This window comes from Methanosphaera sp. WGK6 (assembly GCF_001729965.1).
GTDB lineage: Archaea > Methanobacteriota > Methanobacteria > Methanobacteriales > Methanobacteriaceae > Methanosphaera.
Window position 1 is genome coordinate 57,345 of the sequence record NZ_JRWK01000004.1, and the last position, 15,945, is coordinate 73,289.

Annotated in this window: 17 protein-coding genes; 12 read left to right on the plus strand and 5 right to left on the minus strand. The window is 26.8% G+C overall.

The window, feature by feature from the left end:
• The first annotated feature begins 257 nt into the window (after positions 1–257).
• The 6 genes from NL43_RS03025 to NL43_RS03045 all read left to right on the plus strand — a co-directional run bounded on the left by NL43_RS03025 (position 258) and on the right by NL43_RS03045 (position 3,965).
• Positions 258–899 carry a queuosine precursor transporter gene (locus NL43_RS03025; protein ID WP_069592576.1) on the plus strand — a complete coding sequence of 214 codons (642 nt, stop codon included), beginning with the start codon at positions 258–260 and terminating at the stop codon, positions 897–899.
• A 190-nt stretch (positions 900–1,089) separates the two neighbouring features.
• On the plus strand, positions 1,090–1,620 hold the full coding sequence (locus NL43_RS03030; RefSeq protein WP_069592577.1) for a nitroreductase family protein: 531 nt from the start codon (positions 1,090–1,092) through the stop codon (positions 1,618–1,620).
• Between the two features lie 283 nt (positions 1,621–1,903).
• Complete coding sequence (locus tag NL43_RS08260; protein WP_158005544.1) at positions 1,904–2,062, plus strand: hypothetical protein; 159 nt, start codon at positions 1,904–1,906, stop codon at positions 2,060–2,062.
• A 133-nt stretch (positions 2,063–2,195) separates the two neighbouring features.
• Positions 2,196–2,933 (plus strand): hypothetical protein, encoded by a 738-nt coding sequence (locus NL43_RS03035; protein WP_069592578.1) that lies wholly within the window; start codon positions 2,196–2,198, stop codon positions 2,931–2,933.
• A 122-nt stretch (positions 2,934–3,055) separates the two neighbouring features.
• Positions 3,056–3,643: a flavodoxin family protein gene (locus NL43_RS03040; RefSeq protein ID WP_069592579.1), complete on the plus strand. Its 588-nt coding sequence runs from the start codon at positions 3,056–3,058 to the stop codon at positions 3,641–3,643.
• Between the two features lie 79 nt (positions 3,644–3,722).
• Positions 3,723–3,965: a hypothetical protein gene (locus NL43_RS03045; RefSeq protein ID WP_069592580.1), complete on the plus strand. Its 243-nt coding sequence runs from the start codon at positions 3,723–3,725 to the stop codon at positions 3,963–3,965.
• 60 nt (positions 3,966–4,025) lie between these two features.
• Here the strand turns inward: NL43_RS03045 and NL43_RS03050 are convergent, their stop codons facing one another.
• Complete coding sequence (locus NL43_RS03050; RefSeq protein ID WP_069592581.1) at positions 4,026–4,622, minus strand: hypothetical protein; 597 nt, start codon at positions 4,620–4,622, stop codon at positions 4,026–4,028.
• A gap of 266 nt (positions 4,623–4,888) precedes the next feature.
• Here NL43_RS03050 and NL43_RS03055 point away from each other — a divergent pair, with 266 nt between their 5' ends.
• Positions 4,889–5,761: a radical SAM protein gene (locus NL43_RS03055; RefSeq protein ID WP_241776206.1), complete on the plus strand. Its 873-nt coding sequence runs from the start codon at positions 4,889–4,891 to the stop codon at positions 5,759–5,761.
• A gap of 332 nt (positions 5,762–6,093) precedes the next feature.
• Here the strand turns inward: NL43_RS03055 and NL43_RS03060 are convergent, their stop codons facing one another.
• A complete protein-coding gene (locus NL43_RS03060; RefSeq protein ID WP_069592583.1) occupies positions 6,094–7,014 on the minus strand; it encodes a manganese-dependent inorganic pyrophosphatase in 921 nt (306 codons plus the stop codon).
• Positions 7,015–7,255: 241 nt separating this feature from the next.
• On the opposite strand from NL43_RS03060, the gene NL43_RS03065 reads away from it, so the two are divergent.
• From NL43_RS03065 to NL43_RS03070, 3 genes are all read left to right on the plus strand, one after another.
• Positions 7,256–8,464 (plus strand): aldo/keto reductase, encoded by a 1,209-nt coding sequence (locus NL43_RS03065; protein WP_069592584.1) that lies wholly within the window; start codon positions 7,256–7,258, stop codon positions 8,462–8,464.
• Between the two features lie 128 nt (positions 8,465–8,592).
• The gene (locus NL43_RS08140) at positions 8,593–8,718 is read left to right on the plus strand and encodes a DUF3781 domain-containing protein (protein ID WP_241776212.1); all 126 of its coding nucleotides are present in this window, start codon (positions 8,593–8,595) and stop codon (positions 8,716–8,718) included.
• Positions 8,719–9,453 carry a carboxymuconolactone decarboxylase family protein gene (locus NL43_RS03070; protein ID WP_069592585.1) on the plus strand — a complete coding sequence of 245 codons (735 nt, stop codon included), beginning with the start codon at positions 8,719–8,721 and terminating at the stop codon, positions 9,451–9,453. It abuts the gene before it with no gap.
• A gap of 56 nt (positions 9,454–9,509) precedes the next feature.
• Here the strand turns inward: NL43_RS03070 and NL43_RS03075 are convergent, their stop codons facing one another.
• From NL43_RS03075 to NL43_RS03085, 3 genes are all read right to left on the minus strand, one after another.
• On the minus strand, positions 9,510–11,783 hold the full coding sequence (locus NL43_RS03075; protein WP_069592586.1) for an ABC transporter permease: 2,274 nt from the start codon (positions 11,781–11,783) through the stop codon (positions 9,510–9,512).
• Between the two features lie 5 nt (positions 11,784–11,788).
• A complete protein-coding gene (locus NL43_RS03080) occupies positions 11,789–12,493 on the minus strand; it encodes an ABC transporter ATP-binding protein (RefSeq protein WP_069592587.1) in 705 nt (234 codons plus the stop codon).
• Between the two features lie 198 nt (positions 12,494–12,691).
• Complete coding sequence (locus NL43_RS03085) at positions 12,692–14,113, minus strand: MBL fold metallo-hydrolase (protein WP_241776207.1); 1,422 nt, start codon at positions 14,111–14,113, stop codon at positions 12,692–12,694.
• 286 nt (positions 14,114–14,399) lie between these two features.
• On the opposite strand from NL43_RS03085, the gene NL43_RS03090 reads away from it, so the two are divergent.
• Together NL43_RS03090 and NL43_RS03095 are read left to right on the plus strand one after the other, a co-directional pair.
• Positions 14,400–14,981 (plus strand): flavin reductase family protein, encoded by a 582-nt coding sequence (locus tag NL43_RS03090; protein ID WP_069592589.1) that lies wholly within the window; start codon positions 14,400–14,402, stop codon positions 14,979–14,981.
• Between the two features lie 303 nt (positions 14,982–15,284).
• Positions 15,285–15,935, plus strand: a complete 651-nt coding sequence (locus tag NL43_RS03095) for a hypothetical protein (RefSeq protein WP_069592590.1) — start codon at positions 15,285–15,287, stop codon at positions 15,933–15,935.
• Positions 15,936–15,945 lie beyond the last annotated feature (10 nt).

Consider the following 15,945-nt stretch of genomic DNA (forward strand, 5'->3'; position numbering starts at 1 on the left):
TCTACTTTTAAATTTTTTTTAAGCTATATTTTTATTTGATTAAAATAATATTAATTTTTATTCATTTTAAATTAATAATAAATATATATGTGATATAAATTAAATCTAATAATGTTAATACATTATATTTCATCTACTTTTTATTAGATACTAAAATAATTTAATATACTATTTTTAATTAATTATTGAGTTTACTATTATATAATAAAGAGATTTCATGAAGTATATGTAATAATATTTGAAGGAAAAATGATATTATGAATTGGAATTTAGATTATACTGATAAGCGAGTAGTTATAACTGCTATATTTTGTATGGCATTTACAATTGCAAACTTAATTACAGTAAAAATTATAGATTTAAACATCTTTGGACTTGAAGTTCCAGCAGGTGTTCTTATCTATCCATTAGTTTACATTTTAACAAATGTAATGACAGAAGTATATGGCGAAGAAACAGCAAGAAGAACATTAATACTTGGTATTGCTGCTGATGTATTATTTGTATTCATGACCACATTAATGTTATTCTTACCATCACCTGGATGGTATACAGGAGATTCAAGTTTAGCATTTGTATTTACACAAACTCCTAGAATATTAGTAGCTTCATATATTAGTTACTTAGCTGGAAACCTTGTAAATGCAAGAGTTACAACAATAGTTAACCGTGGAACATCATACTTAACACTTAAAAACTATGGAGCTATTTCTCTTGGAGAATTAGTTGATAATATATTATTCATAGGTTTAGCATTTATTGGATCAGTACCATTAATAGATGTTGTAATAATGATATTCAGTCACTGGGTAATAAGTTTAATTTGGTGTGCAATCGCTCAACCATTTACTAATAAGACAGTTAAATGGGCAGCTGAAGGTAAACCTGTTGAAGCTTAAATTAAGACTATTTTTTTATAGAAGAGATACTCTCTTCTAATTTTTTTTTATTTATATTATGAATGACCTATTGAAATAAGGTTTATAATTAAACATATCTATTTTAAAATAATTTATATTAGTTTATAAGAGTTCATATATTATATAGAATCCCTTTTTATTTTATATAATGTTATACTTAATATTAATTATGAAAGATGCAGACATTATTTTAAATAATATTTACAATAGGAAAAGTGTGCGTAAGTTCACTGCTGATGAAGTTAATAATGAGGATTTAATTAAAGTTTTACGTGCTGGTAGTAGTGCTCCTTCAACTTTAAATCTTCAACCATGGCATTTTATTGTATTTAAAAATTCTAAGACTCTTAAAAGTATGGCTGATATTCATGAATATTCTAAGATGTTTAATGAAGCTAAGGCAGGTATTATTGTTGCAGGTGATATTAATAAGACTTTAAAGGGTGCTGAAGAATTTTGGATTCAGGATTGTGCTGCAGCTACTGAGAATATATTACTTGCTATTGAGGCTTTGAATCTTGGTGCTGTTTGGACAGGAATTTATCCAATTGAGGAACGTTTTAAAAAGTTAGCTGATTATTTTAATCTACCTTCTAATATTATTCCATTTTCTTTGATTGCTATTGGTCATCCTGATGGTCCTCAAAATGTTTTAGATAAGTGGAATGAATCTCGAATTCATTGGGAAACTTGGGATTAATCTAATTTTTTTCTTATTTTTTTCTAAATTTGTATTACTTTTTAATATTTTACTTTATATACTAGTATTAATTTATTACTTTTTAGGGCTTTTGAATTAAAAAAGTATTACTAAATAATGTTTATATCAGTATTCTTTGGAATATTATCTATAATACTTAAATTTAAGCTTATTTGTATAGTTAATAATCAGATACTTTATATATTAGGGATAATATATTTCATAAATAGAAGTTAATAACATATTATTTTCTTGTATTAAATTATGTAGGATGTGAACAACTATGATTTTTGAAGGATATGTTTATGCTATATCATTAGGATGCAGTTTATTATGCTATGGATATGGGTACTATAAATTTAGAAAAGCAACTTCCCCAAATAATAAGAATAATATAATAGATACAAATATAAATAAAGTAGCTCAAATTACTTCAAAATAAACACCACATTTAATTTCTTTTTTTATAAAATACCATAAACTTTATATTTATTGAATGATTATATTTCTTATAGAATATAGAATAATTAAATATTTTAATAACATACAGTAATAAAATATGAGGTTGAATTATAATGAAACAAACATTCAATAACATGAACCCAAACATGAATCTAAACAATATATTACTAGTAATGTATATATTATCATTTCTCATACAATGGTCAATACTTAGATTCATATTAAATCTAGTAACACTATGGTTATTTAGACCATTTATATTTGTTTTATTTATAATAGATGCAATAACAATATTCCTAATGAAAAATAAAACAATAAAACGACCCTCATTTATATTATCTAAGATATGGGATATAATAGATTATTTCATAAAACCAAAATACAATAGTCAACAAAATAATTTCCAAGAAAATATGATAATACTAACAAAACTTGGGGAAATAGGAACAAAAATAACAAATACATTTAACAACATAAAAATAAAACTTATCAATTTCAAAGATAATATAATAAACCTACGAAAAGAAAACAATAAATACAATACAGAACGACAAATTAATAAATTCAGCAATGAAATAGGTAGTAAAGTAACAATAGAATATATAGAGCCTGGAAAAAAACTACATAAAAAAACATTTAAATATAAAGATAGACTAACAAGCTACATCAGAGTACTTGAAAGCAATGGATACAAAGATTACACAAAATATAATGTAAACTTAGATACTGCACCAGCATATATAATCATAAATAAAAACAGGGATTTAGTTGATATAGAAAAAAATATAATAAAATTAAATCACAATACTACTGATTATTCATTTATATTAAATGACTGGCCTAAAAAATAGGATAAATACAATTCTATTCATACTTTCTTTTTTTCTATAACTAATGTGTTAAATTACCAAAATATATTTAAACTAATTTTTAGTATAATATTAATTATTTAAAACAAATAAGGAGTTAACTAATGAAAGTTGTAACATTAATGACTACATATAATCGTAATGGAAATACTAGAAAAATAGTGGATAGATTAACTACTGGAATTAAGGATGCTGAAGGAAGTAATGAAATATTATATATGGGTGATTATAATATAGGTTTCTGTACGGGATGTGGTACATGTAAATCTGGTGGTGGATGTGTACTTGATGATGATTACAATAAATTACTAGATAAAATAAGACAAGCAGATTATTTTATTTTCTCAGCACCTATATATTATGGAGATCTTGCAGCACAATCAAAAGTATTTATTGATAGGTTAGGTTCTATTGGAAATGATGAAAACCTTGAAATGAAAGAGAAAAAAACAATGATTATCTTAACTCATTTAAGTAGTACTATTAATGATTTTGTAATTGAAAACACTCATCGTGGTATTGTAACAGCTAACTTTAAAGTAAATAAAATTTTGGATATTGGAGATTTATTATTAAGAACTGTTGATAAATACACAGAGGATGAATTAGAAGGGTTTGAAGATATAGGTTATGAACTTGAAGATTATGAGGTAATTCCACATAAATTAGATTTAGAAAATAATACATTATAATGCACAAGTGTTATAGGGAAAAATTTAATAAGATAAAAAATATAACTATTGTTAAGCAAGTTAAAGGAAGAAAAATAACATGAATACATTTGATATTGACGGAAAAAAAGTAGCTGAAAACCAAAATGAATATCTAAAAGAAATATTTGACCTACCTGTATTTGAAGGAGATTTCGAAGACATATACTTCTATCTATCAGGATTTTACTCAAAAACCGTAATAAATTTAACAAATAGTGAAGATGTAGATCCATTACTTATCGATGCATTTGAAAGAGCAGCAGAAGCAAATGAATTAGTGTCCTTAAATATTGAAGATTGAATTCTTCTATAAACTTATTTTTTTTTAAAAAAAAAGAATAAAATAGATAAAAAATATCTATTAAAATGATGAATAGAAACCAATACCATTAGTTCCAATCATATAGCCTCTTTGTTTATTTGAACTACTAGCTTGATATTCTTGATATGTTTCAATAGTATCAAGTTGATCTGCATAATGTTTATTATAATATTCTTGTTTTTGAGTTCTATAATCATCAAAGTATTCTATTTCATCAGCAGTTAACATAGAATCAGATATATCTAATTTTCTAAGTGTACTACCATTCTTATAATACATATTCATTACAATATAATCATATTCAGCTTTATTACTTTTAAGACTATGTGTAATTTGAATTGGTTCATTAAACCTAAATGTTTTTTTAGTAGCATATGCTATTCCACGTACATTTTCAACAGGTGCATAATATGAAATATTATCTTCAGTATTTCGACAAATAGCACCTTTTAATCCTAAATCACCTTCATAAGTAGTAGTGTTCTTATCAGAATATTGGAATATAAAATCCACCGGATAAAAATCATGTTTAATCTTTGTCTCACTAAAATCTGTCACTGCTGAAACAGAACCCATCAATGAAACTGTAAGAAGTAAACATATAAACAACATAGAATATTGTTTCTTATTTAACATTTCTTATCGCCTATTTTTTTTATTTAGTTAGATAGTAATTTATTTAATTAAATATATAAAGATATTATATTATAAAAAAAGTACATATAGTAAATATAAAAAGAAATATCTCTTAAAAAAGATATATAAGGTTATTATATTCTATAAAATCCAATAGTTTTAAATTATACAAAAAATTAAGTAATTATTTTTATTTAAATAACTTAAAACATGATGTAATTTAAACTAATAAAAACCATGATTAATATGAAACTAGAATAGGTAATATGATGCATTATATTAAAGCTAAAAGTATACTCTCCACAAAAAATGGGATGAATATCTATCGTGGATGTACAAATGGGTGTATATATTGTGATTCAAGAAGTACTGTTTATAACATGAATCATGACTTTGAAGACATAGCAGTAAAAGAAAATAGCTTAGACTTATTAAAAAAAGCTCTTAAAAATAAGAAAGAAAAGTGCATGATAGGAACAGGAGCAATGTCTGATCCATATATAACCCTAGAATCTAAACTAGAATATACAAGAAAATCAATGGAACTAGCATATAGATATGGTCATGGATTCACATGTATTACAAAATCAGATTTAATACTCAGAGATATAGATCTTCTTAAAAAAATCAATGAAAAATCAAAGGCAGTAGTACAGATGACATTAACTTGTATGGATAATAAACTAAGTAAACAATTAGAACCCAATGTTTCCACGACAACTAGAAGAATAGAAGTACTTAGAAAATTAGACAAAGAAGGTATTCCAACAATTGTATGGTTAACACCTATTCTTCCTTATATCACAGATACTAAAGAAAATATTGGTCAAATTATAGATTCATGTATAGATGTTAATGTTAAGGGTATAATATGTTTTAATATGGGTATGACTTTAAGAAGAGGAAATCGGGAATATTACTATAATAAATTAGATGAATTATTTCCAGGACTAAAAAGAAAATACATTAAAAAATATGGTAATTCATATACTCTTCCAAGTCCAAAAAATGATGAATTAATGAAACTTTTCATTAAAAAAACAAGACAATATAATATAATGAATAATCCTGATAAAATATTTAAATATGTACATACATTTCCATGTAAAAATAAGAGTGTACAAACAACATTATTCTAACTATTAAATATTTTTATACCTATAAAAATAAAAATAATAATATGAAGGATTAGAATAAGAAAGTATTTTTCTTATTATTAACACCTTCAATCTGAGTAATATGAGGATTAAACACAATGAGCCGTGTACCCACATTTAATCCTCAATATTATTCACTCTAATTTTAAAAATAAGTTACATAAAATACATTTAATAAGTTAATGTAGAAACTCATAATTTTCATGAAAAAGTTACTTAGAATAGTAAAAAGTATGTTAAGGGAGGGGAGTAAAAGGTAAGAAATACCTTGAATTATTTTTTAACAAAACATCTATTATTATCCACAAGGAAGTTTATGCATTTTCAGTCATTATAGGAACAACTTGTTTCTTACGAGATACAACACCTTCAAGAAGAGCTGTATTATCTTCAAGAGTTACACCATAAGCTTTTTCAACGAGACTTGCTGATTTACCAAGAACTAATACTTGAGAATTACTATTAATAATATCAGTAATTAAAAGCATAAATAAATCAAGATCTTCTTCTTCAATAATTTTATTAATTCCTGCTTCTAAGTCATCTTTCATTTCTAATACATCATTAATACTTGCAGTATTCACTTGATTTACTATTGATTTAACATCCTTGAAATCAATTTGTTTTGCATCTAAATGTAATATTTCATCAATAGAGAAACTTGATAAATCAGTTCCTGCTTTTAACATATCTAATCCATATGTTTCATAATCAATTTCTGCAATTTCAGCTAAATCTTTCACAGCTTGAATATCTTCATCAGTAGTTGTTGGTGATTTAAGTAAAAGAGTATCCGATATAATAGCAGATAACATGAGTGCTGCAATTTCTTTTGTTACTTCTACATTAAACTCTTTATACATTTTAAAAAGTATTGTTTCAGTACATCCTACAGGTTCAACTCTAAAATATAATGGATAACTTGTTTGTATTGCAATTTTATGGTGGTCTACAATCTTCTTAATAGTAGCATTTTCAAGATTAGCTACTGATTCACTTGGACTGTTATGATCAACTAATATTACACTAGCATCATCTTCCACAGATTCTATTAATTCTGGAGCTTCAATATCTAAATAATTTAAAATATACTCTGTTTCCTTATTAATATTACCTAATCTACAAGCTACAGCACCAGTATTTCCAAGTTCATGTTCAAGGTTAGTCATAACTAAACTTGATGTAATTGTATCAGTATCAGGACTTTTATGTCCAAAAACATATGTTTTTTCCATATTTCTCATTCTCCCTAAAATTTATCTTAAAATAATTAACTTCATATAATATATTTATTGTTACTTATATAAAAATTCTTTAAAAAAAGCATAAAAATAGAATAAAATATTTATACATAATTACTTAAAAATTATAAGTATTATTACGATTAGACTTGATTATAATTTATTAAAAATTCATATAAAATAGAATTACCAGGTTTATATTTGAAAATTATTATAACAGGGAGTTAAGAAGTTAATGCAATACAGAACAATACCAAAAACAGGAGAAAAAGTATCAGCACTAGGATTTGGTGCAATGAGATTAACCACAAATACAGGTACTATTGATAGACAAAAAGCAAAAGAGGAAATAAAATACGCTATAGATAATGGGATAAATATCATAGATACTGCATACATGTATGGTGGAGGAGATAATGAAAAAGCAGTAGGTGAAATACTAGAAGAACTAAACTACAGAAATAAAGTTAACATATCCACAAAACTAAATTTTAGGAAAATAAAAACAAGACAAGACATATATGACATGTTTAATGAAGAAATAGAAAGACTAAAAACGGACCATATAGATTTCTACTTCCTACATAGCTTAGTTGAATATAAAAATCTTGAAAACTTAAGGGAATTAGGTATATTTGAGTTTATAGAAGAAAAAAAGGCAAGTGGAGAAATAAGAAATATAGGATTTTCATTTCATGGACCATACAATGAATTCATAAAACTTGTTGATGCATATAACTGGGATATGTGCATGGTACAATTTAATTATACAGATGAACGATACCAGGCAGGTATAAATGGAATAAAATATTTGGCAAGTAAAAATATAGCTGTATTTATTATGGAACCACTAAAAGGTGGATTACTAGCAGGAAAACTACCTGATGTAATTGAAAAAGATATAAAACAACACAATACAAATAAATCCAATGCAGAACTAGCACTTTCATGGGTATTTAACTTCCCCGAAGTAACATGTGTATATAGTGGGATGAATTCACTAGATATGATTGAAGAAAACATTAAAATAGTAGAAACTGCAACAGCAGACAGTTTAAACTCTAATGAACTAGAATTAATAACAAATATAGGAAATAAAATAAATGAATTAAGTAAGATTAACTGTACAACATGTAATTATTGTATGCCTTGTCCATATGGTGTTAATATACCAGAATGCTTTAAATTATACAATGAACGATTTCTATTTAACACGAAAATGTATGGAATAAATCATTCATTAGCAATGTACATATTTAATCTACTGGGATTAAGTGGCGAAGCTCATGATGCAAGCCTATGTAAAAATTGTGGGATATGTGTAAGTAAATGTCCACAACACATAAATATACCTCAAGAATTAAAGAATGTAGATAAAAAATTCCATAGACGACTCTTAAAACCATTAGTACCACTAATTAATAGAATAATAAAACTAATGTGATAAAATGAACCATATAAAATAAGCACTACTAGAAAACATTGATAAAATACATACAACAAGCATGAAAAGATAGAATAAAAAAGAACCTAAAACTTAATGGTGAAGTATTAGACGATTCTATAAATCTTATTAAAAAAGAAGAAAGTACAGTTATAGTTAAAGGTAAAAACTACTATGCAACAGTTGATAATTATATTTTCACAATAAATAAGAGTAGTTATACTATTATAACAGCACACAAGAAAGGTGATTAAATGAGTGATAGATACACAGAAAGTAGGAAAATATACAAAGAATTATTTGGACAACTACCAAATGAATCAGAAGAACAAGATCATGAATTCATGGAAATACTAAGAAGATTTATCTTTGGTGATGTATTTCATACAGGAAATCTTGAAATGAAAACAAGAGAACTCTTAACAATCACATGTCTTGCTACAATGCAAACACTACCCCAACTAAGTGCACATATAAATGCAGGACTAAATACTGGTGCAACACCAATAGAAATAAGAGAAGCAATATATCAATTAGCACCTTTTATAGGATTTCCAAAAACACTCAATGCAATAAATATAATGAATGAAGTATTTACTAGTAGAAACATAGAATTACCCTTAAAAGATACATCAACAGTTGATGATTCAAATAGATATGAACAAGGATTAGAAATTCAAAGCCCACTATATGGGGATGAAATGAAAAAAAGATATGAAGATTATCCTGAAACTGCTACATTTTTAACAGAATTCTGTTTTGGAGACTTCTATACAAGAGATGGGTTAAGTGTTAAACAAAGAGAATTACTAATATTTGCAGTTCTAGCCACATTAAATCTCACAGCACAACTTAAACCCCATGCACTTGGAAATATAAAAGTTGGAAATTCAAAAGAAACACTATATTATGCAATGCTACAATGCATGCCTTATATTGGATTTCCTAATGCAGCAAGTGCAATAAATGTGATAAAAAATCTTGAATAAAATAAAATTAATTTTAAAATGAGGAGTTTAGAAAAATAGAGAAAAGGTTTTAATCCTTATTCTCTTCCCTTTTTAAGGGCTTCAACCATGTCAATAACATTAATTTTTCGTGTTAATAATATATTAACTATTAATGAAAGAACAATAGTTAGTATGAATGAAAATATTATAGCTGTAAAACTATATTTTATTGGATAATAAAAATTATCTCCTGCACTATCCCATATTATTCTCATAACTTTAAAACCAATAGGTACTCCTATTATAAAACCAATAATAGATAGCCATAAGTTTTGAGTTAAGAATAGCTTTCGAATATCTTTATTTTTAAATCCAATTACTTTTAATGTTGCAAGATCACGTTCAACTTCAGTAAATCCTAAAATACTAAGACTATATAATATTACAACGGATAATATAATTGCAAAGAATAATAGTACTCCTACCATTAGATTTCCAGTTTCCATTAAATTATCCCAACTACTAATTAAATCATCTACACTATTTGCTGTTGAAACACCAGTTAAGTTACTGTTAACTTTCTGATTAGTTATGATACTAGTAGTAGTGTAATTTATTCCATATTCTTCAAGTTTTTCTGGTGAAATAGTTATACCTTGAGTGGTTGGATCTGCATATATCTTATCAACAGTTGAATTAATCCATGTAGTATTACCATACATATGCCATTCAATAGTATCTCCTTCTTCTACACCAAGAAGTTCTGCAGATTTCACAGTTAATGAAACACCATCTTGAGGTAATGTAATAGGATTAGTATATTTATCTGTTGGTGTTATTAAATCCGTTTGATTATACACAGTAATAGTCTGTGTTTTCTTAACTCCATTAGCTTTTATTTCAATTGGTTGATTCATAACTTGTGTACCATTAACATCACGTATTATAGAATTTATCTGACTATCCGTTGCATTTTCTTCAAGGACTAACTGAGTATTATAATGATTAATTCCACCAAACTGCCATTCTGAAAAGTCATGCATATCCTCATACATACCAAATCCACATATAAGAAGAACTGTACATCCAATAACACCTAGTACTGTTACAAAACTTCTAAGTTTACTTCTATTTATATCTCTAATATTCCATCGGGTATTAAAGCTTAACTTATTCCATATCTTAATTTTTTCAAGTATGGAATTATGACTAATCTTTGGTGCTTTAGGCTCTAGTGAAGCTGCAGGTGATTCTCGTACAATATTCTTTGTTACAATATATGATGAGAATGTAGCGATGATTACAAGAAGTAGTGCTACTATGATAAAACTTATGTCAAATCCAAAACCCCATTTTGGTAGTGTATAGTATTCAGACATTGAGGGAACCATTATTTCTTCAATTAATGGTGGCCCTATAATTAAACCAAGTATTGCACCAACTGCAGTTAAATATAATCCATAAGATGTATAATGAATTATTAAACTTCTATTTGTACATCCTAATGCTTTTAGTGTTCCTATTTGTGTTCGTTGATTGTTAACAATACGAGTCATTGTAGTAATTAGTGTTAGTATTGCTACTATTACAAATATTACGGGAAATAGATATGTAAACATTGCATGTTGATCTACTTCATCCTTAAATTGAGTATAGCTTTCAAGATCTTCTCTTGGTAGAAGAGTTGTGTAATTATCACCAATTGTTTCATCTATTTTTTCATGATATGAGTCTGCATCATCACTAGTAGTTATAAGTACTGTGTTATATGGTATGTTATTTAATGGAAATGCTTTATAGGACAAGTATGCAAATCCTTGTAGATTAAAATCACTTATTATACTGTCACCTGTACTTTCATAGACATATTCTGGTGAATATCCAAGTCCTCTTATTGTTTTATCCATTGTTATTCCATTAAATGTTACTGAGATATTATCTCCTATAGATAGATTTTTTGCATCTGCAAATCTTTTATCTAGCCATATACCATCTTTATCATTTAAGTTAATATTACTTCCCACTACTGGATAATACTGTGAGATAGTGTTGTTTTCTGTGAAGTGTAGGGTTATTGTTGGATTATTATCAAAGTTAGCAGTACTTTCTATGACTACTTGTCTGTCTGTACCTGTGGTTGTGGATATATTATTTATTTCATCAAGTGTGTTGTTTGAGAAGTTTTCACCATATAACCATATGTTTGCAAGATTAGTTTCATTATAGTATTCTTCTGAGTTTTGTTGCATTCCTGTTGTGTCTGCTCCCATTCCTGCAAATATTGTCATTGTAATAAATGATAATAGAAATATTGCTATAAATTGCATTTTATGTTCATTCATGTCTCGAAGCATTTTTTTAAATAGCATTGTCTTCACCATTCTATATTCTCAGGGGATTGTGGGCTGTCTGTTGTTTTTATTTCTTCTATTTGTCCATTTTTTAGATAAATTATTTTATCTGCAATTTCTGCTATACTTGCATTGTGTGTTACTATGATTATTGTTGTATGTTCTTGTTTACATAAATCATGGAGTAGTTTTATGATTTTATAGCTTGTTTTTGAGTCTAGTGCTCCTGTTGGTTCATCACATAGTAGCATACTTGGATTTTTTGCTATTGCTCGGGCTATGGATACTCTTTGTTGTTCTCCTCCTGATAGTTCTGATGGAAATTGTGTTGCATGATGTTCTAGGTTTACTTGTTTTAATACGTTATTTCCATCTATTTTTTTATCTATTATGTCATTGAGTAGTTCTATGTTTTCTATTGCAGTAAGGTTAGGTAGTAAATTGTAGAATTGAAATATAAATCCTATATTGTATGCTCTGTATTTGGTTAGTTGTTTTTCATTGTAGCTTGATATTTCATTATTATCTACTATGATACTTCCACTTGTTACTTTATCTAATCCTCCAAGTAAGTTAAGTAGTGTTGATTTTCCACTTCCTGAGGGTCCTAGTATTACTACAAATTCGCCTTTATCTATAGTGAAATTTAGTTTGTCTGCTGCTTTTAAGATGTTTTTTCCTATTTTGTATTCTTTTGTCACGTTTTTAAATTCGATATAACTTTGCATTTCTTGTTTACCTCCTTTTATTTTTAGAATTAGTTAGGCTTTTATTGTTTTGGGAGAGATTACTTTTAATAGTATGTTTTATAGTTTCTTTTTAATACTATATAAAAGTTAGGTAAACCTAAATCTATATGTTAGATAAAAACAAAAAAATTATACAAAAAAATAATTGAAATAAAAAAATAAAAAGAGAAAATAAGACTATGATTTAAGAACAGGATGAATAACAGTTATACCATCATCCATTAAAACATCATATTCACTAGGATTCTCAGTATGAATAGGATACAATACATCAGGCTCTATTTCCCGAATCATCTCTAAAAGTTGTTCACCTGTAGCATGGCCAGAAACATGGTAAGCTGATTCAGTTGTATCAATATTAAAGTGATGTAACCAATTCATAGTAACTTCAAAATCAAGTTCCATCTCTGTACTAAAAGGCTCTGTGGCAGAATGAATGTAACGAGCATTAGCTGGCTTAATATCAATTAACTCAGCAAATGAATAATTATCTAAGCGTATAATATACTGATTCTCATTTTCACTAACATCCTCAAAAGTATATGCATTATCATATTCAAGGAATTCTTTCTGCCATTTCTCATACTCTTTTACATGTAAATCATCAGATGGTTTAATCCATTCATCTTCAAAGTTAATATAACTATTAGAACTAAGTAAACCATCCTTTCTACGTGGAATATACACACCTAAATTAGGCTCAGATAATGTAGGATAAATAGTACCATCAGGATTTTCTGCTTCAATTCTATTTAACATATAAGCCTGTTTTAGATTAATAAGTAATGTTCTATCAGTAGACTTTGCAAGATTATGGAATGTAACAAGTCTATCTAGGTCTCTAATAGGGAAGTTAACAACAAGTAGTCCATTATAATCATTAATTAAATCATAAGCCGTCTCTTCAATATCTTCTTCACATTTAAGATTAAAGTTCTGTGGTTTCTTAGTATTTCCCATATTTGTTCCTTCACATAACATGACAGTAGGATTAAATTTCTTTGCATGTTTAACAAAATCATGTGTTAACTGTGCATTCCTTCCATGAAAACGTAAATCCCCAGAATAAATAACACGCTCAGTATTATCTTCTATAAGAAAAGCAGCAGCTCCAGGAAGTGAATGGTCAACAGGTGCAAGTTGCACATCTAAATTTCCAATAGTTTCAATAACATAGGGATCCATGATTCTTATATCTCTTGGTTCTGTAATTTTATCTCCTTTTTTTCTGGAAATATTTTTTTGTTTAGTTAAATAATACTCAAATTGTCTACGATATGTGTAATAATCAGTGAAACTACCAGTACCTGTTGCATCAAGAACTTCTAAGATAATTTTAGAATTTAAACTCATATATAATGGAATATCATTTCTTAGAAAATTAACATAATTAACGTGGTCTGCATGAGCATGTGATAATAATAATCCATCAACAGCTGCTTTTTCTTCAAAATTAAGACCATTATGTCTAAGATAATCTTCCCTGTAAATACCTTTAACATCAGGTAGTAGGCCAAGTTCTATGAAATCTCCAAGACCATTTCCTTTTCGTGGATTTCCAAAATCAATGAAAAACTCACCAGCTTTAGAAAAACTCATACCAAAATCCAAGAGGAGTGATGATTTTTCCATATTTAATTTAATTTTATTTCCACCAATTTCATTAACACCACCATAAAACTCGAGAAGTTCTCTTCTATTTTCATAAACATTATCATCTTCAAGATTAGTATTATTTAAATCAGTAATATTAAAATCCCCTTTATTATATTATAAGAAAAAATTTGTTATTAACTTAATAAATAATTTTTCATAATTATTTAAATATATAAATATAATAACAATATTATATATTTTTGAGATAAAATAATATGAGGTAATTATAATGAAGAAAAATGTAAATTTACAAACTATGATGTATCCAGCACCAGCTGTAGTTGCATCTGCTTATGATAAAGAAGGAAAGGCTGATGCATGTACACTAGCATTTGCATCAATGATTTCACATGTTCCACCATCAATTATTATTGGTATTAATCATAGTGCAAAAAGAAAAACATTAGAAGATATTATTGAAACAAAAGAATTTGTAATAGGTTTTCCAAGTATAGAACATGTAGTTGAAACAGATTATATTGGATTAGATTCAGGCCATGATGTTGATAAACTTGAAAAAGTGGGTTTTACTACTACAAAAGCTAAGAAAGTTAATGCTCCTATAATTAATGAATTTAAAGTTTCTCTTGAATGTAAGGTTACTCATATGGTAGATATTGGTAGTCATAAACAGATTACTGGTGAAATTGTAAATGTTCAAGTAGATGAGGATATACTTAATGATAAAGATATGATTTTAGTTGAAAAATTAGATCCTATTATTTATGATATTGTTTGTCATAGATACTTCTCTATAGGAAAAGAAGAAGCTAAATCATATAATGTAGGTCTTAAGTATAGAGAAGAATAAATAACAAAATACTGTATATAAATATAATTATATCTTGATAAACTAGAATTTATTGAAATATACTTATACATAGAAGTATTTTCGTCAAAATATATAATTGAAATAATAGTTCATGAAATGATAAAATATTATAGATAATAATAAGTAAAACATGTAAATGTACTATTTATCACATACCCTTTTTTTTAATTCTTCTTTTATATTATCAACTATTTTTTTTTAACATATTTTTATATATTAATTAATATATCTATTTATAAGAACATAGAAAATAAAAAAAATAGGGATTTGGGAGATAGGACTATGGTTGAAAAAGAATTACGCTTAGAAACAAAATGTTATGATGCAATAGAATATGGTTATCTTTATGGTTTAAATCAGAAAATACCTGATGAAGAATTTGAAAAAGTAAAACAATATATGAAAGATTTTAGACGAAAAGACTTTGCTGATGGAATAATAAAGGTAACAGGAAGACCAGAAGGATACCGGTGTCTTGAAGAAGATGTGCCTAAAGTAGAAGAAATACTTAACATAACAAACACACTAGAAAAAAGAAGACAAAAAATAGAAAAAGCATTCCAAAACCCTGATGAAAAAAGAAAACTACAAGATCAATCATTCACCTGGCTACAAACACTATTTACAAAAGGTGGAACAAAGCCAAAACAAGACATTAGTAGATTAGCAGTACATTCAACAAAAATATATGATCCAAATAACAGTTATAAAGATGGAAAAAAAGATGGAAAAGGAACATTATTTATCTACACACCCCATGGTATGTGGTACATCATAAATAATAGTAGTGAAGGAAGTAACAAATCACTAAATAATGTAAAAACAGAAGATGGTGGAGCAATAGGGTACAGGTTAATGTATGAAGATAATGTGGACATGCTTATTAGAATATATACAGAAGAAAATGAATATAGTGGAGAAAAATTATACTAACTATTAATTC

Bases quoted from the DNA above. Each gene is read 5' to 3' on its own strand.
- NL43_RS03025 (WP_069592576.1), top strand. From the start codon at position 258: ATGAATTGGAATTTAGATTATACTGATAAGCGAGTAGTTATAACTGCT.
- NL43_RS03030 (WP_069592577.1), top strand. From the start codon at position 1,090: ATGAAAGATGCAGACATTATTTTAAATAATATTTACAATAGGAAAAGT.
- NL43_RS08260 (WP_158005544.1), top strand. From the start codon at position 1,904: ATGATTTTTGAAGGATATGTTTATGCTATATCATTAGGATGCAGTTTA.
- NL43_RS03035 (WP_069592578.1), top strand. From the start codon at position 2,196: ATGAAACAAACATTCAATAACATGAACCCAAACATGAATCTAAACAAT.
- NL43_RS03040 (WP_069592579.1), top strand. From the start codon at position 3,056: ATGAAAGTTGTAACATTAATGACTACATATAATCGTAATGGAAATACT.
- NL43_RS03045 (WP_069592580.1), top strand. From the start codon at position 3,723: ATGAATACATTTGATATTGACGGAAAAAAAGTAGCTGAAAACCAAAAT.
- NL43_RS03050 (WP_069592581.1), bottom strand. From the start codon at position 4,622: ATGTTAAATAAGAAACAATATTCTATGTTGTTTATATGTTTACTTCTT.
- NL43_RS03055 (WP_241776206.1), top strand. From the start codon at position 4,889: ATGATGCATTATATTAAAGCTAAAAGTATACTCTCCACAAAAAATGGG.
- NL43_RS03060 (WP_069592583.1), bottom strand. From the start codon at position 7,014: ATGGAAAAAACATATGTTTTTGGACATAAAAGTCCTGATACTGATACA.
- NL43_RS03065 (WP_069592584.1), top strand. From the start codon at position 7,256: ATGCAATACAGAACAATACCAAAAACAGGAGAAAAAGTATCAGCACTA.
- NL43_RS03070 (WP_069592585.1), top strand. From the start codon at position 8,719: ATGAGTGATAGATACACAGAAAGTAGGAAAATATACAAAGAATTATTT.
- NL43_RS03075 (WP_069592586.1), bottom strand. From the start codon at position 11,783: ATGCTATTTAAAAAAATGCTTCGAGACATGAATGAACATAAAATGCAA.
- NL43_RS03080 (WP_069592587.1), bottom strand. From the start codon at position 12,493: ATGCAAAGTTATATCGAATTTAAAAACGTGACAAAAGAATACAAAATA.
- NL43_RS03085 (WP_241776207.1), bottom strand. From the start codon at position 14,113: ATGAGTTTTTCTAAAGCTGGTGAGTTTTTCATTGATTTTGGAAATCCA.
- NL43_RS03090 (WP_069592589.1), top strand. From the start codon at position 14,400: ATGAAGAAAAATGTAAATTTACAAACTATGATGTATCCAGCACCAGCT.
- NL43_RS03095 (WP_069592590.1), top strand. From the start codon at position 15,285: ATGGTTGAAAAAGAATTACGCTTAGAAACAAAATGTTATGATGCAATA.